This window comes from Vreelandella sp. DA03-1M (assembly GCF_055725665.1).
The window spans coordinates 1,467,690-1,493,697 of record NZ_CM146798.1; the positions used below are offsets into that span (position 1 = coordinate 1,467,690).

Genomic DNA, 26,008 nt, shown 5'->3' on the forward strand with positions numbered 1-26,008 from the left:
CGCAGTACTGGATTATTTAAGGATTATGTTAGTTGCCCCTGGGGCGTTATGTCGCAACTGGCGGGGGAGGCGCCGCGACTAACCGGTGGCCACCAGCCAGCGCACCGCATAAGGCGGCAGGGCGCCTTCGGCCACCCACGGGTTGCTTGGGTCAAGCGCCTGCCATGCGTGTTGGTTCAGCGATTGGGTTACCGCCTCACCCACATTCGCTAAGGGGAGCGGCAGGTCGGTGACGTTATATAGTGCCAGCAGACGACGGCCATCATGCAGGGGGCCACGTTCCACCGCCAGCAATTCTGGGGGCGATTCCAACACCCGCTGAGCAGCACTGGGGTGAAAACAGGGTTCTTGACGACGCTGATCCAGCAGCCGGTTTAAGGCATGAAACACATCGTGGGTAGGGGTGGAAGGACTATCCAGTAGCAGATCCAGCTCGCTACGCTGCCAGCGCCGCCGGTTGATCGAGCGCAGGCGACCACTGCGCTCAACGCCTTCTACATCGTTGAGTGTGCCCGTCAGCGTATGAATATAGAGGGCTGGTATTCCCTGCAGGCTGAGCATGATCGCTTGGCTGCAGAGGAAGCGGGCTATTTGCCATGGATCCGGGCCACGGCGGGTGCCGCGCATGGCTTCAAACCAGGTGATGTTGATCTCGTAGGGCGTGTCGCTGCCATCCGGGTTGCTGCGCATGCTGACAAAACCGCCGAATTTGTGCATCAGCTCCAGCAGTGCATCGCGCTCGTGATCGGGCAGTAGGCCTTCCAGTGGGCGCACACCAATACCGTCATGGCTGGCGGTAAAGTTCAGGTAAGTACAGTGGTCAGGCAGAACCGGCAGGCTGGCAAGCCAGGTTTGCAGCGTGCTGGCCTCGCCACGGGTTAAGGTATGGAGCAGCAGCGGCGGCAGCGTGAATTGATAAATCATGTGCGCTTCATCGGGCGGCCCCTTGGGGAGCCGTTCAAGCCCGAAATAGCTGATGTTCTCTTGGTGCGGCACGTTGGTTTCGGTAATCAGCAGAGTGCCGGGGGCGACATGGTCGACAATCGCGCGAAGCAAACGCACCACGGTGTGGGTTTCCGGCAGGTGAATACAGGAGGTGCCCAACCGCTTCCATAAGAAAGCCACCGCATCCAAGCGGATAATCCGTGTGCCCTGCTCCAGGTAGAAGAGCAGAATGCCGACGAACTCCAGCAGAACATCGGGATGTTCAAAGTTTAGATCGAGCTGGTCTTCGGAGAAGGTTGCCCATAGATAACGGGTGCCGCGCCGGGTTGAAATAGGTACCAGCAACGGGTTGCTGCGGGGGCGAACTACCTGAGAGACATCGGTGTCAGGGTCAACTTCGATGAAGTAGTCGCGGCCGGGCAGGCTGCCGCTCAGGTAATCCACAAACCAGAGCGACTCCCTGGAAACATGGTTGAGCACCAAATCGGCCATCAGGTCGTAATGACCGGCGAGCTCGCGGATATGCGACCAGTTGCCAAGCTCACTATTCACTTCCCGGTAGTGGATCACCGAGAAGCCGTCGTCGCTACTCCACGGGAAGAAGGGCAGCACATGCACGCCGCTGATACGCTCGCCCAGCCGCGCTTGAAGAAAATCGCTAAGGACTGCCAGTGGCGGCACACCCTCTTCTATAATGGAGTCACCATAGCTAATTACCCACTGATCTTTTTCGCTCCATGAAGGTGCTTTTTTGGAAGGAGCATCGCCGGAGGCGGACGAAAAAGGGGCAAGCGACAGAAAATGCTCAAGGTGTTGATTTAAGCGGCGCTGCACTTCGCCAGCACGCGGCCCGTATAGGTGGCTGAGGTAGCCGTGCACGGTCTGCTCAAAGGGGGACATGGGTGGCTCCTGATAAACAATCTGCCACAAACGCTGCAGCATGTGTGCCAAATCGTTACAATGCGAGGTTGATAGCGCGTTTAAACGCTAACATCCATTAGCTTAAGACGTTGATGCCGGTTTAAACGCCATTAATAGCATATTCATTGCCAGGTTATAACACGCTAACTCGTGCGGCACGCCAGCACGAGCTGACAACAGGTTGACCGCTATGCATTGCCCTTTTTGTGGTGCAAACGATACTCGAGTGACCGATTCGCGATTGGTGGCCGATGGCGATCAAGTGCGCCGTCGTCGCCAGTGTGCGAGCTGTCAGGAGCGCTTTACCACTTACGAAACTGCTGAACTCGTAATGCCTCGCGTGGTGAAGTCAGACGGTTCCCGGGAAAGCTTTCATGAAGCCAAACTCCGGGCGGGCATGCTGCGTGCGCTTGAAAAGCGCCCGGTCAGCGCGGAAGCCATTGAAGCGGCCGTCGAGCGCATACGTCAAACCCTCCGTGCGCGAGGCGATCGTGAGATCAACGCCCGTGATATTGGTGAGTCGGTGATGCAGGCGCTGAAAACCCTCGACCATGTGGCTTACATCCGCTTTGCCTCGGTGTACCGCAAGTTTCAGGATTTGGATGAATTTCGTGCTGAGATTGATCGGCTTTCCCAAGAGCCCAATCAAGCGTCCTCTTCTACAGTGAGACACACTAGCGAGCCGCCAAAATGAGCGCTCTGTTTAGCCAAGACGATTACCGTTATATGGCGCAGGCGCTTAAGCTGGCGCGCAAAGGGCTTTACACCACCGATCCTAATCCTCGGGTCGGTTGTGTGATCGTGCGCGATGAGCAGATCGTTGGGGAAGGCTTTCATCGGCGAGCCGGTGAGCCGCATGCGGAAATCCATGCCTTAATCGCAGCCGGTGAACGGGCCCAGGGCGCGACGGCTTACGTCACTCTTGAACCTTGCTCGCACACTGGGCGTACCGGCCCGTGTGCGGTTGCTCTGCAAAAGGCCAAGGTGGCTCGGGTAGTGATTGCGATGCAGGACCCCAACCCCCAGGTCAGTGGCCGGGGTATTCGCTTGCTTGAAGAAGCCGGTATTGAGGTGGCAGTAGGCCTGCTTGAGAGTGAAGCGCGGGCATTGAACCCTGGCTTTATTGCCCGAATGACCACACAGCGCCCCTTTGTACGCCTGAAAATGGCCATGAGTTTAGATGGACGTACGGCCATGGGATCCGGTGAGTCTCAGTGGATTACCGGTCCCGAAGCGCGAACGCAAGTGCAGCGGCTGCGAGCGCGCTCCAGTGCGATATTAAGCGGCGTTGAATCGATTATCATGGACGACTCGCGGCTTACTCTTCGCGCCGAGCAGTTGTCGCTTGCCAATGCCGATGAGGTGGTGCAGCGCCAACCACTAAGGGTGGTGTTAGATACCCATTTGCGCTTGCCCTTGGCGGCCGCCTGTTTAAGCGAACCGGGGCGAACCTTGGTGGTGACCACCCCAGGCCATGTGGCTGAAAAGCGCGAACGGTTAACCAAAGCGGGTGCTGAAGTGCAGGTGTTGCCTGCCGGTAGTGATGGCCGCATTGATTTAGCCTTGATGCTGAATTGGTTAGCCGAGAGCGAACAGGTTAATGAGCTGCTGGTAGAAACCGGCGCGACCCTGGCGGGTGCTCTGCTTGATGCGGGACTGGTCGATGAGCTGCAGCTGTTTGTTGCCCCCACGCTGTTAGGTGGCGAGGCACGACCGCTATTTGCGCTGCCAGGACTCTCACGCATGGCCGATCAGCGACGTTTAACCATTCATGATATGCGAGCGGTGGGGCGCGATTGGCGCATTATCGCTTCCCCTCAGTCGACTAGCGCAACTGGCGATAGCAAGGTACCCTGACGCGCGAAATCGCAGCTAACGTGACAACCTTATTTCGTGACGACTTTTCGTTACAAGCTGGCGCAACAGCTTTTTTGCGGCAACGTTACGCGACAACTTTTGGAGATTCCATGGCGCACTCCTCCTCTAGAGGCTTAGCCCCTATCGCCGAGCTGGTGGAAGATATCCGCCAGGGCAAAATGGTGATTCTCATGGACGATGAGGATCGCGAAAACGAAGGTGATATCATCATGGCCGCCGAAAAAGTGCAGGCCGAGCATATCAACTTCATGGCCCGTTTCGCCCGTGGTCTTATCTGTATGCCGATGACCCGTGCCCGCTGTGAGCAGCTTAATTTGCCGCTTATGGTGCGTGACAATGGCTCCGGCTTTGGCACCAAATTTACGCTCTCGATTGAAGCGACCGAAGGCGTTACCACCGGTATTTCAGCCGCAGATCGCGCGCGCACGGTCCAAGCGGCAGTGGCGCCCCATGCCAAGCCCTCTGATATCGTTCAGCCGGGGCATATTTTCCCGTTGATGGCAGAGCCCGGCGGCGTGCTTCGCCGTGCGGGGCATACCGAAGCAGCGTGTGATTTGGCGGCGCTGGCAGGGTGTGACCCCAGCGGGGTGATCTGCGAGGTCATGAACGACGACGGCAGTATGGCGCGTCGCCCCGAACTGGAAGCGTTTGCTCAACAGCACGGCATAAAAATCGGTACCATTGCGGATTTGATTCACTACCGCATCGTCAACGAGCAGACCATTGATCACCTGGAAGCCTCAACGGTGATGACGGCGCATGGCGAACTGACGCTGCACGTTTTCCGTGACCGCATCCAGGGCGCTCACCATTTGGCGCTGGTGAACGGTCAGCCCACCCCAGAGGAGTCCACCACGGTTCGCGTGCATCTTACCGATACGCTGCGCGATGTGATGGGCCTGATGAAAGGCGACCAGTGCCGCTGGGATGCCCACCGGGCGCTGGAGGAGATTGCCAGTTCAAACGCAGGGGTGTTTGTGCTGATTGATGACGGTCGCCCCCATCAGGATTTAAAAGATCAACTGGATATCTTTTTGGATCGCGTTCGCCAGCCGCGGACCAGTGATTCTGACGGCGCTGGCAACTATTTAACCATCGGCACCGGCTCGCAAATCCTGCGCTATTTAGGCGTGGGTAAAATGCGATTATTGAGTTCACCGTGGAAGTTCTCCGCGCTATCCGGCTTTGATCTCGAAGTCGTTGAGCGTCTAGGGCCTAATGACACGGCGGATGAGCCAACCTTTCAGCAGGAGTGATCCAGCAGGGTCACTCCAGCAGGACTAATCTAGCAGTACTAATCCAGCAGTACTAAGCAGCAGGAATAAATTGATGAACTCCCTTTCTCAAGTTGAAGGTACTTTTGTTGACGTCGATGGGCATTATGTCATCGTGGTCGGTCGCTTTAACCATCACGTGGTGGATAGCCTGGTGGAAGGGGCGGTCGACAGCTTGACGCGTCATGGCGTCGATGCCGAGCATATTCATATTGTTCACGTGCCGGGTGCCTGGGAACTGCCGTTAGCAGTTAAGCGCGTGCTGAAGGTGATGAAGCCTGATGCCGTCATCGCGCTAGGCGCGGTGATTCGCGGTGGAACGCCGCACTTTGAATACGTGGCGGGCGGCTGCAACACAGCGATTAATCACCTGCAGCTTGAGTTTGAAACCCCGGTCGCTAACGGCGTGTTAACCGTTGAGACGATCGAACAAGCGATTGAGCGTGCGGGGACCAAAGCCGGTAATAAAGGCACCGAAGCGGCCATGGCCGCCATGGAAATGGTCTCACTACTACGCGCGCTGCCGTTAGGAGATACCCAATGAGCGAGCGTAAACCCTCTGCCGCTCAGCAAGGCCGCCACGCGGCGCGTGAGTTAACCGTGCAGGGGCTTTATCAGTGGCACATGACGGGTAAATCCATCACTACCATTGAAGCTGAGTTTCGTAGCCAGGTAGCCGATGACGACCTGGAAGACCACGAAAACTGGGTCAAGGTGATGGAGATCGCCGACAAAGCGCTGTTTCACGAATTGCTGCACAACACCGTACGTTTTAAAGCGGAACTGGATCGTGAAATCTCTCCATTACTGGATCGCCGCCTGGAAGATCTCGATGCCGTCGAGCTGGCAATTCTTCGCTTAGGCGCTTACGAGCTATCCCGACGAATGGAAGTACCCTATCGTGTAGTGATTAACGAAGGCGTTGAGTTGGCTAAGTCATTTGGCGCCACCGACGGCCATAAATACGTGAACGGCATTCTAGACAAGCTGGCGATTCGCCTGCGTAGTGCCGAGGTCAGCGCTCGCCGTCTCTGAACGCGAGTGTCATGACAATGCGTTTAAGGGGCCTTTGTGCTTGCCGAATTTGATTTGATCCGACGCTATTTCATGTCGTCGCAGGAGGCGTCGACCGCGTCAAATGGCGTCACACTAGGATGTGGAGACGACGCCACGCTATTGATGCCGCAAGCGGGCCAACAGTTGGCCGTGAGCGTTGACACCTCGGTGGTGGGTGTTCACTTTCCCCGCGAAGCGCCAGCCTTCGCGGTGGGCCATCGTGCCTTGGCGGTCGCGCTTAGCGATTTGGCCGCCATGGGGGCCAAATCCCGCTGGTGCCTGATGGCATTAACCTTTGATCAGCGCCAATTTGCCGATGATGAAGCAACGCATCTTTGGCTTGCTGACTATGCGCGTGGCTTTCATACACTCTGCCAGCAACACGCCACCACGCTGGTTGGCGGGGACGTCACTTCTGGCGCGCTTTCGATTGGCGTGACCGTCATGGGCGAGGTGCCGGTGGGCGAAGCGCTGACCCGCAGCGGTGCTCAACCTGGCGACCTGATTGCCGTTACCGGTGCATTAGGCGGCGGGGGCGGTGGGCTAGCGCTCTGGCACAAGGGTGAGCGTGACTTGGCGCACCCATTGCTGCGCCGCTATTTGCTGCCTGAGCCGCGTTTGGTGGCGGGCGTGGCACTGCGTGGATTAGCCACCGCGGCGATGGATATTTCTGATGGCTTAATGGCCGACCTGGCGCATCTTCGCGCGGCTTCGCAGGTCGGGGCAGTCATCGACATAGCCGCTTTACCGCTGGCAGAAGAGCTGGAAAACACGCTGGGTCGGGAGGCTGCACTAAAGGCGGCGCTGTCCGGTGGTGATGATTATGAACTGCTCGTCACCTTACACGCTGACGATATAGCCAAGGCTCAGCAGCGTCTGGCGTCATTAGGCTTGACGCTAACGGTGATTGGTCGCTGTTGCGAGCCGCTAGGCATTAGTGCTTCTGACCAGAGTGATCTGAGTAGTTATGTCAATGGCTATGCCGGTTGGCAGCATTTTAGTGGGGACACGCCATGAATCGTGCACCGAAAAGTGTCTGGCGTCGCCCAACACATTTTTTTGCCTTTGGCTTAGGTAGCGGCACGGTGCCGTGGGCTCCCGGCACCTTTGGCACGCTGGCCGCCATTCCGTTCTACTGGATGATGGCGGATTTGCCCTTAGGCTGGTACCTAAGTATTTGTTTCGTCGCTTTTGTTGTTGGCGTTTGGCTATGCGATAAGACGTCACACGACTTAGGCGTACACGACCACTCAGGGATTGTGTGGGATGAATTTGTTGGCTACTGGCTCACTATGGCCGCGGTGCCCTTTTCATGGGAAGCTGCGCTATGGGGGTTTGTGGTCTTTCGTATCTTCGATGTTTTTAAGCCCTGGCCAATACGTTGGGCTGACCGCCGTGTAGCCGGTGGTTTCGGTATTATGATTGATGATGTGATGGCAGGGGTCTACGCCTGGAGTATTATGCACTTGTGGTTCTGGCTGCATTAAAAAATTCATTAGGAAAACGGTACGGATACTAGGTATTACAGATACTAGGCATTGTCGGTAGCTTTCGCCATTTAAGTGCGTTGGCACCAAGGAGGCAGCATGCGCAAGGAACGTCTGATTGTCCCTACCCTGGCGATAATCGCCGTGGTATGGATGGCAGCGCAACTTCTCTCAAGCGTGCTCTTTGAGCGCAGCCTGCGTCAGGCGCTAGAAGATCTGGAAGCGCGGGGCGAATGGCGTGTCAACAGAACTGAGAGCCGCCAGGGTTGGCTAAGTTCCCAAGGGCGGCTGATACTTTCACCGCTATTGGGTCGCCCCTGGCGGCTTGAACTGACCTATAGCGCCCGCCACGGCATTTTAAGCACGGATGTAGAAGGCACCGTATTACCTCGCCTGGATACCGTATTGCAGCAAGCAGTGGGGGAGGTTACCGCCCCTTCGGTGCCTCGCTGGCAGGGGCGTTATCACACCCTTAGCGGCCACAGTGAACTACGCCTTGCCCTGGCGCCTTTTGTCATTCAACAAAATGGTCGCGAGTTAGCCGTCCGTGGTGGTCGGCTGCGCCTCGAAGGCGTCTTTGGTGATTGGCGCCTGCGTGGGTTATTGGATCAGCTAACGCTGACCGATGGCTTGGCCCAGCTTGCATTAGGCCCCACGGTGCTTGAAAGCCGCTACACCTATACCGATGGTGCTTACCACTTTGCCCAGCGCGATCATCTGCATATTGAGACACTGACGCTTAGTTATCCCTCCTATGACATCCAACTGGCGCCGCTCGATTTAAATAGCCATATGGTGCTGGATGAAAGCGAACTGCGCATTAACGGCGATTTAGAAGTGGGGGAGGTGATGGTTCCCTCAGAAGCGCCCGATACGCCGTTGCTTAATGGGCGAATAGAGATGGAGCTTTCGCGCATCAACGCCGATGCGGTTCGCCACGCCATTCGCCGTTTACGCCAGGAAGCCGCTTGGGGCGATGCCAGCCTGCCCATGGCTGAAGGGTTGCTGGCCCGTCTTGAGCCTGATTTTCGGAATATGCTCAGTGACTCGCCGCGCCTAGATGTGCCCACAGTGGCGATAGACAGCCCGCTGCTAGGGATTCGTCTCGATGCGGATGGCGCGCTGTTTTTTGACGCCCGCGCCTTGGATGAGCTGAGCGTGGTTAATCTCGACGAAGAGGAAGAGCAGGCGAAATGGCGGGAGCGTATTGATGGTGACTTTACCTGGTATGATGCGCCCACCGTTGCCGCGCTATGGTTAGGCTTGCCGCTTGGCACCCGTGAATTGCAGTTTGATGTAGTGCGCGGCGTCTGGCGTGTTAATGGTCGCCCCATGCCCGAATTATGGCCTTAGGCCTGTCATTGCGAACGCCCTGACGCAATCTGGGGTTGCCCTTATTTGTCATTGCGTATGAGAAAGCTCCTCTAAATGATCGAACTAGGCTCCTTCGCAGTGCAAAAGGGACTAGCATTTTGTCATCTAACCTCCCTAAGGGTTGAAGTTTCTGCTATGTGCCCGCATTCCATGAACAAAGCTAGGCGGTTCTCACCGCCGGTATCGGTTCATTGGAGGACGCATGAGCGACCAGGATTACGAACGCGATCAAGAACACCTCGATTGGCAAATTGACGATGAAGAGTCATCCTCAAATACCGATAAATCCCACGACGTTGATGATAAGAGCAGTGACGAGAAGAGCAGTGAAGAGTATCGCTCTGACGGCGAGCGGGTGAACTCTCTAGTGCCCGCCAGCGACATGCTGCCCGAGCGCATTTATCTTCTCCCTATTCATAATCGTCCTTTCTTCCCCGCCCAGGTTCAGCCTTTGGTGGTTAACCGTGAGCGCTGGGAAGAGACCATGCGCCGCGTGGGTAACACGCCGCACCACACCCTGGGCGTCGCTTATGTCGGCGAGCAGGGCGTTACCTCTCTTGATCACGAAGGTTTTCCTGAGATTGGTACGGCGGTGAAGGTGCATAAACTCAAGGGCGAAGACGACCAGATCCAGTTTATCGCTCAGGGCCTGCAGCGCTTTAAAATTACCCGTTGGCTCTCCAAAGAACCGCCTTATCTGGTGGAAGTCACCTACCCGAAAGAGCCGGTTGACGCGGAGAACGAAGAGACCCGCGCCTATGCCATGGCGATCATCAACGGCATTAAAGAGCTGCTGCCGATCAACCCGCTGTACGGTGAAGAGCTCAAGCACTACCTCAACCGCTTTAGCCCGCACCAGCCGGGCCCGCTGACCGATTTTGCCGCCGCTATTACCTCCGCCAAAGGCCCAGAGCTTCAGGATGTGCTGGCCACCCTGTCGGTGGAAGAGCGGATGCAGAAAGTGCTGCCGCTGTTGCGTAAAGAGATCGATGTAGCGCTGCTGCAGGGTGAGATCAGCGAGCAGGTCAACGCGCAAATGCAGGATCGCCAGCGCGAGTTCTTCCTGCGTGAGCAGCTCAAGGTTATCCAGCGTGAATTGGGTATCTCCAAAGATGATCGCGAAAATGACGTGGATACCTTTAGAGCGCGTTTGGAGTCGTTGGTTGTGCCCGAACGGGTTCAATCGCGTATTGACGATGAGCTCAATAAACTCAGTGTGCTGGAAACCGGCTCGCCGGAATATGGCACCACGCGCAACTATCTGGACTGGTTAACCTCGCTGCCTTGGGGGGTGACCAGCCAGGATCAGCTCGATCTACCCCACGCGCGGCAAGTGTTGGATCGCGACCACGACGGTTTGAAAGACGTTAAAGAGCGTATTATCGAATTTCTGGCCGAGGGCACGTTTAAAGGCGACGTAGGCGGCTCGATAGTGCTGTTGGTCGGCCCGCCAGGGGTAGGTAAGACCTCCATTGGGCGTTCGATCGCTGAAGCCCTGGGACGTCAGTTTTACCGCTTCTCTGTTGGGGGCATGCGCGACGAAGCGGAAATTAAAGGCCATCGGCGTACCTATGTCGGCGCGATGCCGGGCAAGCTGGTGCAAGCCTTTAAAGAGGTCGAGGTCGAAAACCCCGTCATCATGCTGGATGAGATCGACAAGCTAGGGCAGTCCTTCCAGGGCGACCCTGCTTCGGCGCTGTTGGAAGTACTCGACCCCGAGCAGAACGTCGACTTCCTCGATCACTATCTCGATGTGCGTATGGATCTCTCCAAGGTGCTGTTTATATGCACCGCTAATACGCTGGATTCAATTCCAGGGCCGTTGCTAGACCGCATGGAGCAGATCCGTCTTTCCGGCTATATCGCCGAAGAGAAGCTGGCAATTGCCAAGCATCACCTGTGGCCGAAGCTGCTCAAACGCGACAACCTAACGAAAAAGCGTATCAGTCTGTCCGATGCGGCCTTAAAGCAAGTGATTGAAGGCTACGCCCGTGAAGCCGGTGTTCGCCAGCTTGAAAAGCAGCTGCATCGTATTGTGCGTAAATCGGCCGTCAAGCTGCTCGAAGAGGAGCCCGAAACGGTCAAGATATCGGTGAAGAATCTGGAAGAATTCTTAGGCGCACCGATTTTCCGCAAGGAAAAAGTGCTGACCGGCGAAGGGGTGGTGACCGGCTTGGCGTGGACCTCCATGGGCGGGGCAACGCTACCCATTGAAGCGGGCAAGGTACACTCGCTGGATCGTGGCTTTAAGCTGACTGGCAAGCTCGGCGAGGTGATGCAGGAGTCAGCCAATATCGCTTACAGCTATACCCTGGGCCACCTGCAGGAGTATGGCGCCGATGCCGATTTCTTTGACTCGGCATTTGTGCACTTACACGTGCCCGAAGGGGCCACGCCGAAAGATGGCCCTTCGGCCGGCGTTACCATGACCACTGCGCTGCTGTCGTTGGCTAAGCACCATGCCATTGATCGGCCCCTGGCGATGACCGGCGAACTAACCTTAACCGGCCAAGTGCTGCCGGTTGGCGGTATTCGCGAAAAAGTGATTGCCGCGCGGCGCAGTGATATTTTCGAATTGATCCTGCCCGAGGCCAATAAACGTGATTACGAAGAGTTGCCGGACTATCTGAAAGAGGGCATGACGGTGCATTTTGCCAAACGCTACCGCGATGTAGCCGATGTGGTGTTTGGTCGCGGGTAGGTTCAACCGTTACACCCATGACGTAATTAAAGCGCTGTACGTAAGTACGGCGCTTTTTTACATTTGTTTACTGAATTACCAAATAATCCTGCATCAGCCTTACAGTTAGTAAGGACAATTACCCTTGCTCGCTGTGTTTTCAGAGTGGGCCTAGTCTCTGTGTAAAGCGCATGCCACAATCCAAGGTTGCTGATATTATTCAGAATAGCTTGGCCTGCGGCCATCCTTGCCGTGGGCTAATAAAAATAGTGAATCGTCTTTGAGATAGACATCAAGAGAGAGACGCCATGCCAGAGTATCGCTCACGAACCACCACCGCTGGTCGTAATATGGCCGGTGCACGCGCCCTGTGGCGCGCCACTGGTATGCAGGATGGTGATTTTCAAAAGCCGATTATTGCCGTCGCCAACTCCTTCACCCAGTTTGTGCCGGGCCATGTTCACCTAAAGGACATGGGCCAGCTAGTGGCGCGGGAGATTGAGAAAGCGGGTGGCGTAGCGAAAGAGTTCAACACCATTGCAGTGGATGACGGCATCGCCATGGGACACGACGGCATGCTCTACTCGTTGCCTAGCCGTGACCTGATTGCCGACAGCGTTGAGTACATGTGCAACGCCCACTGTGCCGATGCGCTGGTATGTATCTCCAACTGCGACAAAATTACCCCAGGGATGTTGATGGCCGCGCTGCGCCTCAATATCCCGGTTATCTTTGTTTCTGGCGGCCCCATGGAAGCGGGTAAAACCAAGCTGCTTAACCACGGATTGGACCTCGTCGATGCCATGGTCATGGCCGCCGATGACAGCGTGGATGATGAAACGCTTGCCGAAGTCGAGCGTAGCGCGTGCCCCACCTGCGGTAGCTGCTCGGGTATGTTCACCGCCAACTCGATGAACTGTCTGACCGAGGCGCTAGGCTTGGCTTTGCCCGGTAACGGCACCGTGCTGGCCACCCACTCTGATCGTCGTCGCCTATTTGAAACAGCCGGTCACCGCATTGTCGAGCTGGCCAAACGCTACTATGAAGGCGATGAAGCGCACCTGCTACCCCGTGCCATTGCCTCCAAAGCAGCGTTCAAAAACGCCATGACCCTGGATATCGCCATGGGTGGCTCTACTAACACTATTCTGCACTTCCTAGCGGCTGCCCAGGAAGCCGAGGTGGACTTCACCATGGCGGATATCGACCGCCTCTCCCGTGAAGTGCCCCAGCTCTGCAAAGTAGCGCCCAACACTCAGAAATATCATATCGAAGATGTCCATCGTGCGGGCGGTATCATGGCGATTCTAGGTGAGTTGGATCGTGCCGGTGTGCTGGATACCTCGGTACCCACCGTGTATGGCGACAGTCTCAAAGCCGCGCTGGATGAGTGGGACATTATGCGTTCGCCCAGCGCCGAAGTCGTTGAGTTCTTTAAAGCTGGGCCGGGCGGTATCCCCACCCAGACTGCCTTTTCCCAAAGCGCCCGCTGGCCGAGTTTGGATGGCGACCGCGCCACCGGCTGTATTCGCGATCTTGAGCACGCGTTCTCCCAGCAGGGCGGCTTAGCCGTACTGTATGGCAATATCGCGCTGGATGGTTGCGTGGTGAAAACCGCCGGGGTCGACGAATCAATCCTGGTATTCGAAGGCCCCGCCCATGTGGTTGAGTCTCAGGATCAGGCGGTTGCCCATGTATTGGCGGATAAGGTCAAAGCGGGCGATGTCGTCGTGATCCGCTACGAGGGGCCTAAAGGTGGCCCCGGTATGCAGGAGATGCTTTATCCCACTTCGTATCTCAAGTCTAAAGGGTTAGGCAAAGCCTGCGCGCTGCTCACCGATGGTCGCTTTTCGGGCGGCACCTCTGGGCTTTCGATTGGCCATGTGTCGCCGGAAGCCGCAGCTGGGGGCGCCATTGGCTTAATTGAGCAGGGCGATATCATCCGTATTGATATTCCTAACCGGACGATCAACGTCAACCTGAAGGATGCTGAGCTGGCGGCTCGCCACGAGGCGATGGAGGCAAAAGGCGTCACCGCCTGGAAGCCCGTTGAACAGCGCCCCCGCAAGATTACCCCAGCGCTGAAAGCCTATGCGCTATTGGCGACATCTGCCGACAAAGGGGCCGTTCGGGACCTAAGCAAGCTGGATTGATAGGGCACTAAGTGCAGCAATCATCAGTCGCAGTAACAAACCTGAAGGAATCAAATGAAGGCAATTATTAACGTTGGATTAGTCGGCTACGGGTTCGCTAGCCAAACCTTCCACGCACCGCTGATTCAGGCCACGGACGGCCTGGATTTGGTGGCGGTATCCTCAAGCGATGCTGCTAAGGTGCAGGCGTCACTTCCTAGCGTAGAGGTGGAGGCCCAGGCGTTGGCGCTTTGCAAGCGCAGCGATATTGATCTGATTGTTATTCCGACACCCAACGACACGCATTTTTCGCTCGCGAAAGCGGCACTGTCGGCGGGCAAGCACGTGGTGGTCGATAAGCCATTCACGGTCACGCTGTCTGAAGGAAAGTTGCTCAAAAAGTTGGCGGATGAAAAAGAGTGTCTTTTGTCGGTATTTCACAACCGCCGTTGGGATAGCGATTTCTTAACCGTTAAAGCGTTGCTTGAAGCGGGGACGCTAGGGCGACTGGTGAATTTTGAATCACATTTTGACCGCTTTCGCCCGGAAGTGCGTGATCGCTGGCGCGAGAAAGCGACCCCCGGTGGTGGCATCTGGTACGATTTGGGCCCGCACCTGCTGGACCAAGCCTGCGAACTGTTTGGCATGCCTCAGGCAATCTTGCTGGAACTGGACGCACTACGTGACGACTCCCAGGTCGACGACGATTTCCTGGTACTGCTCGATTACGAAGGCTTTCGCGTTACCTTGGCCGCTGGCACATTGGTTGCCGATCCAACCCCCCGTTTTCGGATTCATGGCACCCAAGGCAGCTTCGTTAAGTACGGTCTGGATCCCCAGGAGGATCGCCTGAAAGCAGGCGAAGTGCCCGCACCACAGTGGGGCGAAGATAGCCAACATGGCACGTTAACGCTGCGTGAAGGAGAGGGTGAAAACGCGCCGCTGATGCGCCGTGAACTTCCGACGCTACCGGGTGATTACCTGGCTTATTACCAGGGCATTACCGCCGCTATCCGCGATAAAGCGCCGCTACCGGTAAGCGTCGACGATGCCCTGCGTTCGATGGCTCTGCTGGAAGCCGGCCTGGACAGCCACCGCCAGCGGCGTTGGATTACATTGAAAAATCATCTTTAAATAAGTAAGAGAAGCCGAACGCGAGCTTCATGTCATTGCAAACGCAGGCCTTCTGTCATTGCGAACGCAGTGAAGCAATCTCGGGTTGGTATGCCGCCGTGGATTGAGATTGCCGCGTCGCTGCGCTCCTTGCAACGACATCAGGAAAATATCTGCAGTGACGGAAGGAAAGCTTTACGTTATTACCTCAAAGCAAATCCGTCGCACTATTGCGTTTCTCTTCCCGCAACCGGTCTCGGGCGATATAGAGTGCTGCGATCGCGCGGGCTTCGTGAAAATCCTCGCGCAATAGCAGGGCAGGGAGCTCCTCAATGGCGTGGGTTTCCACAATCAATGGCTCGGGTTCATCCCCTGGCAGTCGCTTGGGGTAAAGGTCGGTGGCAAGCAGCACCTGCATGCGGTGGCGCATATAGTTCGGCGCCAGGGAAAGCTCAACCAACGGCTCGATGCGGTGCGCACCCACGCCACACTCCTCCATCAACTCGCGATTGGCAGCGGTGATAATGTCTTCACCGGGGTCGACCAACCCTTTTGGCAAGGTGAGCACATAATCTTCAAACCCGGCGGCGTATTCGCGAATCAGTAGCACGTGCTCCGGGTCAGGCATTGCCACCATCATCACCGCGCCCCGGTCCGCGCCGGTTAAACGTTCAAATTGGCGCTCTTCGCCATTGGAAAAACGCAGATCCAGTGACTCAATCTGGAATAAACGGCTTTGGGCAATCTGCTTACGCGCCAGAATCTGTGGTTTTTGCTGGTAACCCGAGCGGTTAACGCTGCCATCTTCAGGGTGATTAAAGGTTGGGCGAGTAGGGGGGAGCGTAGACATAAACATGTGCCTCCATGGCTGGTAAAAGGCGGTTAAGCTACAATAGCACGCTTACTCCTAACGTGACTGGAGCGGCAATGATTGATTGGCGCGAGATAGACACTGTCCTCCTTGATATGGATGGCACGCTGCTGGATTTACATTTCGACAGCCACTTTTGGCTGGATCATTTACCGCGACGTTACCGCGAATTGCACCAGTTGGATGAAGCCTCCCAGGAAGCGCTGCGGGCGCGTATTATCGGCGAGCAGGGTACTTTAAACTGGTACAGCCTAGCGTACTGGAGCCGCGAGCTAGGGGTAGATATCGTTGCCCTGAAGCGGGAAGTGCAACATCTGATAGGCCTGCGCAGCGACGCACTGGATTTCCTCAAATGGCTTAAACTAGCACACCCACGGGTGGTGCTTGCCACCAACGCTGATCGCGCCAGTCTTGCCTTGAAACTGCCCCTCACCGGCCTGGAAAGCTACCTGGATGCTATCGTCTCTTCCGAGGACGTGGGGGCTGCTAAAGAGGAGCAGGCGTTCTGGTTTGCGTTGCAGGAAATCGAGCCTTTTGACCCGGCACGAACACTATTTATTGATGACAATGCCCGCGTGCTGGAAAGTGCTCGTGAGTTTGGCATTAAGCATTTGCTGGGCATTAAACAACCTGACAGCCAGCGGCCTGAAAAAGAGCTACAGGAGTTTATAGCCCTGGATCGGTTCGCTCATCTGTTTCCCGAACAACTGCCGGAACAGCTGTCAGAATCGCAAGGAGAGCGTTAATGAGCGAGAGCGTACGCTTAGATAAATGGCTCTGGGCAGCGCGTTTCTTTAAGACCCGCGCGCTGGCTAAAAAAGCCATTGAAGGTGGCAAGGTTCACTACGACGGCGGCCGCGCTAAAACCAGCAAGCAGGTCGAGTTAGGTGCGCTTATTCGGGTGCCCCAGGGCTGGGAGGTCTTAGAGGTAGAGGTGATATCGCTTTCGGATCAACGGCGCGGTGCGCCAGAAGCGCGCACGCTCTATGCAGAAACAGACGCAAGTGTGCAGCGTCGTGCCAAGGAAGCCGAAGCAAGGCGTCTCACTAACGAGGCGATGCAGCATCCGCTCAAACGTCCTGATAAAAAGCAGCGCCGCGATATTCAGCGCTTCCAACGCAATCAGGGTGAGTAGCCCACACGGCTATTCACTCAGTGCAGCAGCACCAATAGCCCAGTTAAAGATGAGTCGCAGCTAAACACCCGCCGTCCTTTATAGTAGGTTGCCAAATTATGTCCGATCAAATTCAACGTTTTATGTTCGATCACACCAATGTCCGCGGCGAGATCGTCACCCTAGCGGCCGCCTATCACGAAGTGTTGGATCGCCACGCCTACCCACCCGCGGTCAATGAGCTACTGGGCGAGCTGTTAGCTGCCGTGGCGCTGCTCACCGATACCGTTAAGCTGGATGGCACGCTAAGCATCGAAGTGCGCGGCCGCGGCGTTCTGTCATTACTAATGGCTGAATCCAACCCCGGTGGTGAATTGCGGGCGATTGCCCGTATCGCGGAAGACGCCGACCTGCCTAGCGAGCATGCCTCTTTCCGTGAACTGGTCGGTGAGGGCCAAATCGTCATCACCCTCGACCCCCGTGAAGGCCATCGCTATCAAGGCATTGTCGCGCTGGATCAGGAGACGCTAGGGGGCTGCCTGGAAGCCTACTTTACGCAATCCGAGCAGCTGCCAACCCGCCTATGGTTAGCGGCGGATGAGAAGCGCGCAGGTGGGTTGTTGCTCCAACGCCTCCCCGCAGAGTCACAAAACCAGGATGTTGATGCCTGGGACCGCAGCGTGCAGTTAGCCGATACGATTAAAACAGAAGAACTGCTCGGGCTTGAGCAGCGCGAAGTGCTGCACCGCCTTTACCATGAAGAAACCGTGCGCGTTTTTGAACCCAAAGCCCTGCGCTTTGGCTGCACCTGCTCCCGCGAACGAATGAGCCATGCACTGCACACGCTAGGCAAGGAAGAACTGCGAGATATTCTTCACGAACAGGGCGCTATCGACACCCAATGCCACTTTTGCCATACGAAATATCACTACACGGCGGCGGATATTGAAACTTTGTTAGACGACCCCGAAGCCCCATCGCCCACAATTCACTAGGTATGTAGTCGCAGCTGTACAGTCGGGCGTTTTTAAGTGTCGCTAAGCGAGCCAGTAGAACCAATGAATTTGGCCATTATTGCAAACGACTGTTTTAATTTTTACTGCGCTGCAGCACAAAATGTAGTGTCTTTGTAGTAGTTTAACTACAAGATATTTGGTCTTAGTCCCCGTTTCCTGGGGGCTTTCTTTTTGCCATAATGCGCCGGACTTCAGCGTGCCCAGCCGATTTAGCAGGACTGGGATGACATTTAAGGCGTCGGTGACGCCCGGTAACGAGATATAACGGCCTCAAGGCCCAGGAATCGACATGACCACGACTCAAGCTCCCCAAGCCCACGTCAATCTCAGCAGCGCCGAACTCATCGAGCGCGCCGTGGCACGTGGCGAAGGCCGCCTCTCGGCCCACGGTGCTCTGGTAGTAAATACCGGCTTGCGTACCGGGCGTTCACCGAAAGACCGTTATATCGTTGACGAGTCCTCCACCAGCAGCCAAATCGATTGGGGCAACGTTAACCAGCCTTTCGACGCAGACAAGTTCAACGCCCTATGGGATCGGGTCAATGACTATCTGGTCAGCCAAGACCATTTTGTTTCTGAGTTGCATGTGGGCAGTGATTCCGCTCACTACCTACCAGTGCGCGTCACCACCGAAACCGCTTGGCAAAACCTGTTTGGCCGTACCATGTTTGTGCGCCCCCTGGCTTATAACCAGGCTGTTAAAGGGGAATGGACAATTCTCAACGCCGCAGGCTTTGAGTGTGACCCTGCTCGCGATGGCACTAACTCTGATGGTTGCGTGATCATCAACTTTGCCGAGAAAAAAGTGCTTATTGCGGGCATGCGCTATGCCGGTGAAATGAAAAAAGCCATGTTCTCCGTGCAGAACTTCCTGCTACCCGCCGCCGACGTACTGCCCATGCACTGCTCCGCGAACGTGGGTGAAGATGGCGAAACCTGTCTCTTCTTCGGTCTCTCGGGCACCGGTAAAACCACGCTTTCCGCTGACCAGGCGCGCTTCCTGATTGGTGATGACGAGCACGCTTGGGGCGACGGTATCGTCTTCAACATGGAAGGCGGCTGCTACGCCAAGTGTATCGATCTTTCCGAGAAGAACGAGCCGGTCATCTGGAACGCTATTAAGTTCGGCACCGTGCTGGAAAACGTGGTGTTGGATGATCGTCGCGAGCCCGACTACGCCGACGATAGTCTGACCCAGAACTCCCGCGCCGCGTACCCGCTGGAGCACGTTGAAAAGCGCGTAGCGGAAAACCTGGCGGGCGAGCCGAATGCCATTGTGTTCCTGACTTGCGATATGTCTGGCGTACTGCCGCCCGTGTCGATTCTTTCCAAAGAAGCCGCGGCCTATCACTTCCTGTCAGGATACACCGCTAAAGTGGGCTCCACTGAAATGGGCTCTGCTGAAGGTCTAGCTGCCACATTCTCCACCTGCTTTGGTGCACCGTTCTTCCCGCGCCCTGCACGCGAATACGCTGACCTGCTGATCAAGCGTGTCGATAAGCAGGATGCTCAGGTTTACTTGGTCAATACCGGCTGGACCGGCGGTGCTTACGGTGAAGGCGGCTCGCGCTTCTCTATCCCGACCACCCGCGCCATCATCAGTGCTATTCAGTCTGGTGTGCTGCGCGACATTGACACTAAACATATCGATGGGCTTAACCTGCAAGTGCCGGTCGCTGTGCCGGGCGTCGATTCCAGCCTGCTCGACCCGCGTGAAACGTGGCAGGATCGCGATGCCTACGACCGCCACCTCAAAGAGCTGGCGACAAAATTCGTCGATAACTTCAAGAAGTTTAAAGGCGTTAACGAAGCGATCATTCAGGCTGGGCCTCAGTTGACCTAAGACGCTGCTGAGCTAAGTAGTTAGAATGTGACTAAGTAGTCAACATGGGACAGTGCCAAGGCACTGTCCCATTTTTATTGGCTGCTTGAGCTAACGTATTTGAGAGTGATTTAGTAACCTAGTGATTTATTAATAACCTAGTGGGTTGGTAAACACGGGTTAACTGTCCAAATAGCTTAAAATAAAATAATCATTAGGAGTATTGCGTGAAAGGTTGGCTCCAACAACGCTGGACTCGAAACAAACTCGCCAGCATCCGTAATTTGCACGATGTAGAGCGTTTAGCACGTCGGAAGTTGCCAAGGCCTATTTTTGGTTATATCGACCATGTCGCAGAGGATGGACGAACCCAGCGCGCTAATCTCACCGCTTTTGATGATTACCGCTTTTTGCCCAAGGCATTTGTCAACGTCTCGCAGATTGATCTGCAAACGGAGCTGTATGGCAAGCGTTATGCCGTGCCTTTCGGTATCGCCCCCATGGGCATCAGCGCCCTGTCGGCTTATCAAGGCGACCTAGTGCTGGCACGCGCAGCGGCGAAACGTAATCTGCCGATGATAATGAGTGGGTCGTCTCTAGTGCCGATGGAAGAGGTGGCAAAGGTTGAGGGCGCCGACTGGTTCCAGGCGTACCTGCCCGGCACACCGGAAGGTATCGAAGCCCTGCTCGAGCGGATCAAACGAGCAGGCTTCAAAAAACTGGTGGTAACGCTTGATTATCCGGTGCCGCCCAATCCCGACAATTTCCGCCGTTCGGGGTTTTCATCCCCGCTTGAGCCAACCCTTCGCTTGGCAGTCGATGGTTTGATGCGACCCGGCTGGCTGTGTAATACCTTCCTGCGCACGCTCTTAAAACATGGCATGCCGCACTTCGAGAACAACCATGCCGAGCGGGGAGCCCCCGTCATCTCCCGCCAAGCCGCGCGGGACTTCTCGGGGCGTCGCCATTTTGACTGGGATTATCTCGATCTTGTGCGGCGCTTATGGCCTGACACATTGATCGTCAAAGGTGTGCTGAACCCCGAGGATGCGGTGCGTGCCCGTCAGGCAGGCGTGGACGGCATCATCCTGTCCAATCACGGCGCTCGACAGCTGGACTGCACGATCTCTCCACTTGAGGTGCTACCCGAGGTCAAACGCCGTATCAGCGATATCCCCATCATGATCGACAGTGGCTTCCGGCGTGGCACCGATGTCATCAAGGCCTTGGCGCTGGGGGCCGACTTCGTCTTCATCGGACGCCCATTTAATTACGCGGCCGCCTGTGCAGGCCAAGCCGGTGTGGAGCATGTCGCCGATCTCTTGCAGCGCGAGATTGAGCGCAATATGGCGCTGCTGGGCCTGACCAGTCTTTTCCAATTGAATCACTCCTGTCTATATCAGCCCATAGAGAACCAATCGCAACAGCCGGTGGTGGCTGCAAAAACGACTGACACTGCACCCATAAAATAATGAAATGAGCGAGTCTTGCTATGGTCTTTTGCAGGTAGACAAGCATTTCTTCAATGGAACGCCAGAATCGATAGAGGAAGTAATTTCACCAGGCCATGCCGTTCATGGTTACCGTACTGAGGCCTAGCGCCTTCACCAATCTAATCCCTCAAGCTCATAATTCGCCACTGGCGCTCTTCGGCGACGTTGCGTAGGGTGTCGTCAGGGTCAACGGCGACAGGGTGCTCGACTATTTCTAATAGCGGTAAATCATTGTGTGAGTCGCTGTAGAACCAAGCGCCTTCCAGGCTTAAGTCTTGCTCTTGAAGCCACTGCTCTAGGCGGGTGACTTTGCCTTCGCGGTAGCTCAGCGTGCCGGAAACACGGCCGGTGTAACGGCCCTGTTTCACTTCCGGATTCACCGCGATCAAGTGATCGACACCCAAGCGCTCCGCAATCGGCGCGGTAATAAAGCGGTTAGTGGCGGTAATAATCAGCAGCGTGTCGCCTTTAGTGCGGTGACGGGCCAGCAGCTCTTCCGCTTTGGGTAGAATGCTGGGCTCGATTTTGCTGACCATAAACTGCTGATGCCAGGCAGCAAGCTGCTCAGGGGGGTTATCGGCTAGCGGCTTAAGCGCCATCTCTAAAAAGGCGGCCATATCCAGAGTGCCCGCGTTGTAATCGGCCATAAAACGCTCATTGGCTTCCCGGTAAGCGACCGGGTCGACAGCCCCTTGTTCGAGTAAAAACTCGCCCCAGGCATGATCGCTGTCGATGGATAGCAGCGTATTATCCAAATCGAATATGGCCAGACTCACGGCGCTCCCCTTTTTTAGTCAGTGATAATAGTAGGCGAATAGTAGTGGTGAAATAGGCGCTAATTAGGCAAATAGCGGAGGCGGATTATCGCAGAGTCGCCACCTCATTCCCACCAACGCGCCGCAACCATTCATCACTTAGCGTTATATTGTATTGATACGCTTGTCTCCCTTGTGGAAAAATGGGGACAACTGAAAATTTATGAAGGTGATGTCCGTGATCGACGCTGACGGCTTTCGCCCCAATGTTGGCATTATCATTGCCAACAGCCAGGGGCAGCTGCTTTGGGCGCGTCGGGTAGGACAAAATGCGTGGCAATTTCCCCAGGGGGGCATCAATGCAAGCGAGACGCCACAACAAGCACTTTTTCGTGAGCTTTACGAAGAGATCGGCTTAACCGCCGGTGATGTTGATATTGTTGCCTGCACCCGGGGCTGGCTACGCTACCGTCTGCCACGACGCATGATTCGCACACATTCGCGTCCGGTCTGCATAGGCCAGAAGCAAAAGTGGTTTTTACTTAAAATCCGTTGCCAGGAAAGCCAAATCTGTATGACGGCAACCCCAACACCTGAATTTGATGGGTGGCGGTGGGTGAGCTACTGGTACCCGCTAGGGCAGGTAGTACCTTTTAAAAGAGAGGTGTATCGGCGCGCGTTGCGAGAATTGTCTCCCCGCGCTCAGCGCCTGGCACAGGATGACGATTAGGGTGAAAAGCCGTTGCCCAAGGCAGGGCAGCGGCAGTTTGCCAAGAAATTCCTCAGCGAGGCAAATAACAGTGAAAAGTAAAACGTCCATGCTTGAGGTGTTGCGCCGGGTGATTCAGGAAGTGAACGGCGCGCGCAACCTCGATGCCGCGCTGTCCACAATGGTACGTCGAATTCGTAAAGCAATGCAGACCGACGTGTGCTCTTTCTACCTGTACGACAAAGAGCTTGAGTCGCTGGTATTAATGGAGACCATTGGTCTGCGCACTCAGGCCGTTGGGCGCGTTGTACTGCCATTAGGTGAAGGTCTAGTAGGCTTAGTAGCCAAGCGCAGTGAGCCGCTTAACCTCGAAGACGCCCAGACCCACCCGCAATTCCGCTATTTTGAAGCCACCGGTGAAGAGCGCTACTCCAGCTTTTTGGGGGTGCCGATTATTCATCAGCGCCATATGCTGGGCGTGCTGGTGGTTCAGCAAGCCGAAAAACGCCGCTACGACGATGAAGACGAAGCCTTTTTGGTGACCATGGCCGCTCAGTTGGCAGGTGTATTGGCCCATGCGTTGGCGACCGGCAACCTAATGCGTCCGGCGCTTGCGGGGGGGCAGGCAATGTTTAAAGGCGTTGCCGCCTCGCCAGGCATGGCCATGGGTGAAGCGGTAGTGATTACCCCGCCTGCTGACTTAAACAGCGTGCCTGATTTGGTACCCAGCGACCTGGATTATGAAGTTGCACGCTTAAAAGAAGCGATTGGCAAAACCCGTAGCGAAATTCGTGCGGCGGCCGAACGTTTGGCCAGCCGTATCTCCGCCCAGGAGCTGGCGCTGTTTGATGTGTATCAGCAGATGCTTGGTGAAGCGGCATTGGCCGATGAAGTCGAAAAGCGTATTCGTGAAGGGCAGTGGGCCCCAGGCGCACTCGCCGATGTAGTGCGACGCCACGTACAGTATTTAGAGCGGGTTGACGATAACTACCTGCGTGAGCGAGCGGCGGATATTCGTGATCTAGGCCGCCGTGTGCTCGCCCATCTGCAGGAAGACACACCATCCACGCCGGAAACCTACCCTGATAACGCCATCCTGGTCGGCGATGAAATTAGCGTGGCCATGCTGGGTGAAGTCCCCCGCGACAAGCTCAAAGGGCTCGTCTCGGTGCGCGGCTCCAGCACGTCCCACGTGGCGATTGTCGCCCGCGCCATGGGTATTCCTACCGTGCTGGGCATGGTGGATTTACCGCTGCCACGCCTAGGTGGTGCACCGGTGGTGTTGGATGGCCACCGTGGCCGACTGTTTGTGCGCCCAGCGCCTGAACTTACTGCGCGTTATGCCAGTCTGATCGCCGAAGAAGAGGCGCTCAGCGAACTGCTTGAGCACGAACAGGATCTGCCCAGCGCCACACCCGACGGCCACGCCATGCCACTAATGGTCAATACCGGTTTGGCGGTAGATGCCACTGCGTTGCTAAAAAGCCGTATCGGTGGGGTGGGGCTCTACCGAACCGAAGTGCCGTTTATGATTACCGAACGCTTCCCCGGCGAAAAAGAGCAAACCAAACTCTATCGAGACCAGCTTGAAGGCTTTGCGCCGCTGCCGGTGGTGATGCGTACCCTGGATATTGGCGGTGATAAAGACCTGCCCTACTTCCCGATTGAAGAGGCCAATCCGTTTCTAGGCTGGCGCGGTATGCGCGTCACGCTGGATCACCCGGAAGTGCTGATGGTGCAACTGCGCGCCATGCTCAAAGCCTCGATCGATCTGGAAAACCTCTACGTACTGTTCCCGATGATCACCAACGTCGAAGAGGTTGACGAAGCGCTGCGCCTGCTGGATCGCGCCATTCTGGAATTGGGTGAAGAGGGCATTACTGTCGTTAGGCCCCAAGTGGGCGTGATGATCGAGGTGCCCGCCACTATCTACCAAATGGATGCGCTAGCGAAACGCGTCGATTTCTTCTCAGTGGGCAGCAACGATCTCACTCAGTACCTGCTGGCGGTGGATCGCAATAACCCACGCGTATCAAGCCTTTACGACGCGCTTCACCCGGCGCTGCTGGGGGCGCTGCTTGAACTGGCCAACGATGCCACGCGGTTGAAAAAGCCTATTTCGCTATGCGGTGAATTGGCCGGCGACCCAGCTGGGGCGTTGCTGCTCATGGCCATGGGCTTTACCAGTCTCTCCATGAATGCGCCTAGCCTGCCCAAAGTGCGCGCGGCCATTCGCCGGGTTCCGCTTAGCGATGCCGAGAAGTTGCTCAAAGAAGTGATGGAGCTGGATACACCTGCCCAGGTGCATACCCATTTAGAAGGGCGTATGGATGAGTGGCAGTTGTCGCACCTGATGCCACCCCGTGACTAGGCAAACCCTAGAGCGTTGATGCTAGCGAATCGTTGGCCAGCGCCAGGGTGGTTTCACCCTCAAAGCGTCCCCGCGGCCCAAAGCGCTGTTCGGTAATCTTGATGTGCCCGTGGCTATCCAGGGTTAGCCACGAAGTGGCGCGGGTGCCGTAGTGCTCGCCAACTATAAACGCCGCCGAAAGCTGGCGCTCCAGCTCAAGGCCAACGCCGGTATCCGGTAATGCCTCGACAGCCGCTTCTTGCGGGTTCTGCATTGCGCGCTGAACCGCGGTTGGCCAGCATCCTGGCTGCAAAATAGCGTCCTCAAGCGCCCTACGCACATCTAAAAGCTTTGGCCAGGGGGAGTTAAGATCGGCGTTGGATAAACCATGCACGCCGGGGGGCACTTCGCTGAGAGCCAAGCGATCGCGGCCCCGGTGCAGGTGCCAAAGCCGCTGTGGGGTCGCGACTAATAAATTAAAGCCAGCATAGCGCAACGCCTCTCCCTGGCTAAGCTCCCTTAACCATGCTTCAATATTGCCACACTGCAAGGCACCAGCGACCAATTCGCCTCGGCTAGGTGCACCGGGTGGCACACTTAGTTGCAGGTCACGCACATTGGTTAAGGCCGCCAAGACACCGCCACGCCTGGCCGCCATCCATGAGCCACCGGCCTCTAAATCACGCCCACCGACAACGTAAGGGCTATCTTGCCACTCACCCATGGGCGCGGTGGGGCGAGCATAAAACTCATCACGGTTACCCATCAGCCGCAAAGGCGTGGGTGTGCCGGGTTGCCAAGCAAACGATATCAAGCACATAACAAACTCGTAGACAAAAAGGGTGGAGAGCGTTCAACGCAACAGCCGCATGACAGTAACGAAGTGTAGACGTACACTTACATCGGTATCATATTTGTAGCATAAATCATCACACAGAAAGGGGTGATTTATGAGTGTCGGCAGTTCGCGCAAAGGTTAAAGCGGTCACGTTATCAGCGGCCATGCGGCTAATAGGAA

Annotated in this window: 22 protein-coding genes; 18 read left to right on the forward strand and 4 right to left on the reverse strand. The window is 56.1% G+C overall.

The annotated features are described in order from the left end of the window. Positions 1-78: 78 nt before the first annotated feature. On the reverse strand, positions 79-1,845 hold the full coding sequence (locus ACXUPB_RS06790) for a sugar phosphorylase (protein WP_035555392.1): 1,767 nt from the start codon (positions 1,843-1,845) through the stop codon (positions 79-81). A gap of 211 nt (positions 1,846-2,056) precedes the next feature. Between ACXUPB_RS06790 and nrdR the strand changes: the two genes are divergently transcribed. From nrdR to ACXUPB_RS06845, 11 genes are all read left to right on the forward strand, one after another. Then, positions 2,057-2,560, forward strand: a complete 504-nt coding sequence (nrdR, locus tag ACXUPB_RS06795) for a transcriptional regulator NrdR (protein ID WP_035555395.1) — start codon at positions 2,057-2,059, stop codon at positions 2,558-2,560. Next, on the forward strand, positions 2,557-3,723 hold the full coding sequence (gene ribD, locus ACXUPB_RS06800) for a bifunctional diaminohydroxyphosphoribosylaminopyrimidine deaminase/5-amino-6-(5-phosphoribosylamino)uracil reductase RibD (RefSeq protein WP_035555398.1): 1,167 nt from the start codon (positions 2,557-2,559) through the stop codon (positions 3,721-3,723). The genes nrdR and ribD overlap by 4 nt, the downstream gene beginning before the upstream one ends. A gap of 110 nt (positions 3,724-3,833) precedes the next feature. Continuing rightward, the gene (gene ribBA / locus ACXUPB_RS06805) at positions 3,834-5,000 is read left to right on the forward strand and encodes a bifunctional 3,4-dihydroxy-2-butanone-4-phosphate synthase/GTP cyclohydrolase II (RefSeq protein ID WP_035555401.1); all 1,167 of its coding nucleotides are present in this window, start codon (positions 3,834-3,836) and stop codon (positions 4,998-5,000) included. A gap of 73 nt (positions 5,001-5,073) precedes the next feature. Continuing rightward, positions 5,074-5,562 carry a 6,7-dimethyl-8-ribityllumazine synthase gene (ribH, locus tag ACXUPB_RS06810; RefSeq protein WP_035555404.1) on the forward strand — a complete coding sequence of 163 codons (489 nt, stop codon included), beginning with the start codon at positions 5,074-5,076 and terminating at the stop codon, positions 5,560-5,562. Beyond that, positions 5,559-6,053 (forward strand): transcription antitermination factor NusB, encoded by a 495-nt coding sequence (gene nusB / locus ACXUPB_RS06815; protein WP_007114491.1) that lies wholly within the window; start codon positions 5,559-5,561, stop codon positions 6,051-6,053. The genes ribH and nusB overlap by 4 nt, the downstream gene beginning before the upstream one ends. 36 nt (positions 6,054-6,089) lie before the next feature. Continuing rightward, positions 6,090-7,091, forward strand: coding sequence for a thiamine-phosphate kinase (gene thiL, locus ACXUPB_RS06820; protein WP_179916250.1), 1,002 nt, complete (start codon positions 6,090-6,092; stop codon positions 7,089-7,091). Beyond that, positions 7,088-7,561, forward strand: coding sequence for a phosphatidylglycerophosphatase A family protein (locus ACXUPB_RS06825; RefSeq protein ID WP_035555410.1), 474 nt, complete (start codon positions 7,088-7,090; stop codon positions 7,559-7,561). Before thiL ends, ACXUPB_RS06825 begins: the two co-directional genes overlap by 4 nt. A 99-nt stretch (positions 7,562-7,660) precedes the next feature. Continuing rightward, entirely contained in the window at positions 7,661-8,914 is a 1,254-nt protein-coding gene (locus tag ACXUPB_RS06830) for a DUF945 family protein (protein ID WP_035555413.1), read from the forward strand. 223 nt (positions 8,915-9,137) lie between these two features. Beyond that, on the forward strand, positions 9,138-11,636 hold the full coding sequence (gene lon, locus ACXUPB_RS06835; protein WP_179916249.1) for an endopeptidase La: 2,499 nt from the start codon (positions 9,138-9,140) through the stop codon (positions 11,634-11,636). A gap of 287 nt (positions 11,637-11,923) precedes the next feature. Beyond that, positions 11,924-13,768, forward strand: coding sequence for a dihydroxy-acid dehydratase (gene ilvD, locus ACXUPB_RS06840; RefSeq protein ID WP_035555418.1), 1,845 nt, complete (start codon positions 11,924-11,926; stop codon positions 13,766-13,768). A 54-nt stretch (positions 13,769-13,822) separates the two neighbouring features. Further along, positions 13,823-14,881 (forward strand): oxidoreductase, encoded by a 1,059-nt coding sequence (locus ACXUPB_RS06845; RefSeq protein WP_035555421.1) that lies wholly within the window; start codon positions 13,823-13,825, stop codon positions 14,879-14,881. 187 nt (positions 14,882-15,068) lie between these two features. Here the strand turns inward: ACXUPB_RS06845 and nudE are convergent, their stop codons facing one another. Further along, on the reverse strand, positions 15,069-15,710 hold the full coding sequence (nudE, locus tag ACXUPB_RS06850; protein ID WP_035555457.1) for an ADP compounds hydrolase NudE: 642 nt from the start codon (positions 15,708-15,710) through the stop codon (positions 15,069-15,071). A gap of 77 nt (positions 15,711-15,787) precedes the next feature. Between nudE and yrfG the strand changes: the two genes are divergently transcribed. The 5 genes from yrfG (at position 15,788) to ACXUPB_RS06875 (ending at position 21,155) form a co-directional block, all read left to right on the forward strand. Beyond that, positions 15,788-16,477, forward strand: coding sequence for a GMP/IMP nucleotidase (gene yrfG, locus ACXUPB_RS06855; protein ID WP_008959675.1), 690 nt, complete (start codon positions 15,788-15,790; stop codon positions 16,475-16,477). Further along, positions 16,477-16,866 (forward strand): ribosome-associated heat shock protein Hsp15, encoded by a 390-nt coding sequence (hslR, locus tag ACXUPB_RS06860; protein WP_008959676.1) that lies wholly within the window; start codon positions 16,477-16,479, stop codon positions 16,864-16,866. Before yrfG ends, hslR begins: the two co-directional genes overlap by 1 nt. 98 nt (positions 16,867-16,964) lie before the next feature. Next, positions 16,965-17,840 (forward strand): Hsp33 family molecular chaperone HslO, encoded by an 876-nt coding sequence (gene hslO, locus ACXUPB_RS06865; RefSeq protein ID WP_008959677.1) that lies wholly within the window; start codon positions 16,965-16,967, stop codon positions 17,838-17,840. 310 nt (positions 17,841-18,150) lie between these two features. Further along, positions 18,151-19,704, forward strand: a complete 1,554-nt coding sequence (locus ACXUPB_RS06870; RefSeq protein ID WP_035555426.1) for a phosphoenolpyruvate carboxykinase — start codon at positions 18,151-18,153, stop codon at positions 19,702-19,704. 206 nt (positions 19,705-19,910) lie between these two features. After that, a complete protein-coding gene (locus tag ACXUPB_RS06875) occupies positions 19,911-21,155 on the forward strand; it encodes an alpha-hydroxy acid oxidase (protein ID WP_045812146.1) in 1,245 nt (414 codons plus the stop codon). A gap of 140 nt (positions 21,156-21,295) precedes the next feature. Here the strand turns inward: ACXUPB_RS06875 and ACXUPB_RS06880 are convergent, their stop codons facing one another. Further along, positions 21,296-21,952: a histidinol-phosphatase gene (locus ACXUPB_RS06880; RefSeq protein ID WP_035555429.1), complete on the reverse strand. Its 657-nt coding sequence runs from the start codon at positions 21,950-21,952 to the stop codon at positions 21,296-21,298. Between the two features lie 217 nt (positions 21,953-22,169). On the opposite strand from ACXUPB_RS06880, the gene rppH reads away from it, so the two are divergent. Both rppH and ptsP read left to right on the forward strand, forming a co-directional pair. Continuing rightward, on the forward strand, positions 22,170-22,661 hold the full coding sequence (rppH, locus tag ACXUPB_RS06885) for an RNA pyrophosphohydrolase (RefSeq protein WP_008959681.1): 492 nt from the start codon (positions 22,170-22,172) through the stop codon (positions 22,659-22,661). A gap of 88 nt (positions 22,662-22,749) precedes the next feature. Next, positions 22,750-25,011 carry a phosphoenolpyruvate--protein phosphotransferase gene (gene ptsP, locus ACXUPB_RS06890; RefSeq protein WP_035555432.1) on the forward strand — a complete coding sequence of 754 codons (2,262 nt, stop codon included), beginning with the start codon at positions 22,750-22,752 and terminating at the stop codon, positions 25,009-25,011. A 7-nt stretch (positions 25,012-25,018) separates the two neighbouring features. Here the strand turns inward: ptsP and ACXUPB_RS06895 are convergent, their stop codons facing one another. Next, on the reverse strand, positions 25,019-25,810 hold the full coding sequence (locus ACXUPB_RS06895) for an NRDE family protein (protein WP_035555436.1): 792 nt from the start codon (positions 25,808-25,810) through the stop codon (positions 25,019-25,021). Between the last annotated feature and the right edge of the window lie 198 nt (positions 25,811-26,008).

Coding starts and splice junctions, on each gene's coding strand:
- ACXUPB_RS06790 (WP_035555392.1), bottom strand. CDS start 1,845: ATGTCCCCCTTTGAGCAGACCGTGCACGGCTACCTCAGCCACCTATAC.
- nrdR (WP_035555395.1), top strand. CDS start 2,057: ATGCATTGCCCTTTTTGTGGTGCAAACGATACTCGAGTGACCGATTCG.
- ribD (WP_035555398.1), top strand. CDS start 2,557: ATGAGCGCTCTGTTTAGCCAAGACGATTACCGTTATATGGCGCAGGCG.
- ribBA (WP_035555401.1), top strand. CDS start 3,834: ATGGCGCACTCCTCCTCTAGAGGCTTAGCCCCTATCGCCGAGCTGGTG.
- ribH (WP_035555404.1), top strand. CDS start 5,074: ATGAACTCCCTTTCTCAAGTTGAAGGTACTTTTGTTGACGTCGATGGG.
- nusB (WP_007114491.1), top strand. CDS start 5,559: ATGAGCGAGCGTAAACCCTCTGCCGCTCAGCAAGGCCGCCACGCGGCG.
- ACXUPB_RS06825 (WP_035555410.1), top strand. CDS start 7,088: ATGAATCGTGCACCGAAAAGTGTCTGGCGTCGCCCAACACATTTTTTT.
- ACXUPB_RS06830 (WP_035555413.1), top strand. CDS start 7,661: ATGCGCAAGGAACGTCTGATTGTCCCTACCCTGGCGATAATCGCCGTG.
- lon (WP_179916249.1), top strand. CDS start 9,138: ATGAGCGACCAGGATTACGAACGCGATCAAGAACACCTCGATTGGCAA.
- ilvD (WP_035555418.1), top strand. CDS start 11,924: ATGCCAGAGTATCGCTCACGAACCACCACCGCTGGTCGTAATATGGCC.
- ACXUPB_RS06845 (WP_035555421.1), top strand. CDS start 13,823: ATGAAGGCAATTATTAACGTTGGATTAGTCGGCTACGGGTTCGCTAGC.
- nudE (WP_035555457.1), bottom strand. CDS start 15,710: ATGTCTACGCTCCCCCCTACTCGCCCAACCTTTAATCACCCTGAAGAT.
- yrfG (WP_008959675.1), top strand. CDS start 15,788: ATGATTGATTGGCGCGAGATAGACACTGTCCTCCTTGATATGGATGGC.
- hslR (WP_008959676.1), top strand. CDS start 16,477: ATGAGCGAGAGCGTACGCTTAGATAAATGGCTCTGGGCAGCGCGTTTC.
- hslO (WP_008959677.1), top strand. CDS start 16,965: ATGTCCGATCAAATTCAACGTTTTATGTTCGATCACACCAATGTCCGC.
- ACXUPB_RS06870 (WP_035555426.1), top strand. CDS start 18,151: ATGACCACGACTCAAGCTCCCCAAGCCCACGTCAATCTCAGCAGCGCC.
- ptsP (WP_035555432.1), top strand. CDS start 22,750: ATGCTTGAGGTGTTGCGCCGGGTGATTCAGGAAGTGAACGGCGCGCGC.
- ACXUPB_RS06895 (WP_035555436.1), bottom strand. CDS start 25,810: ATGTGCTTGATATCGTTTGCTTGGCAACCCGGCACACCCACGCCTTTG.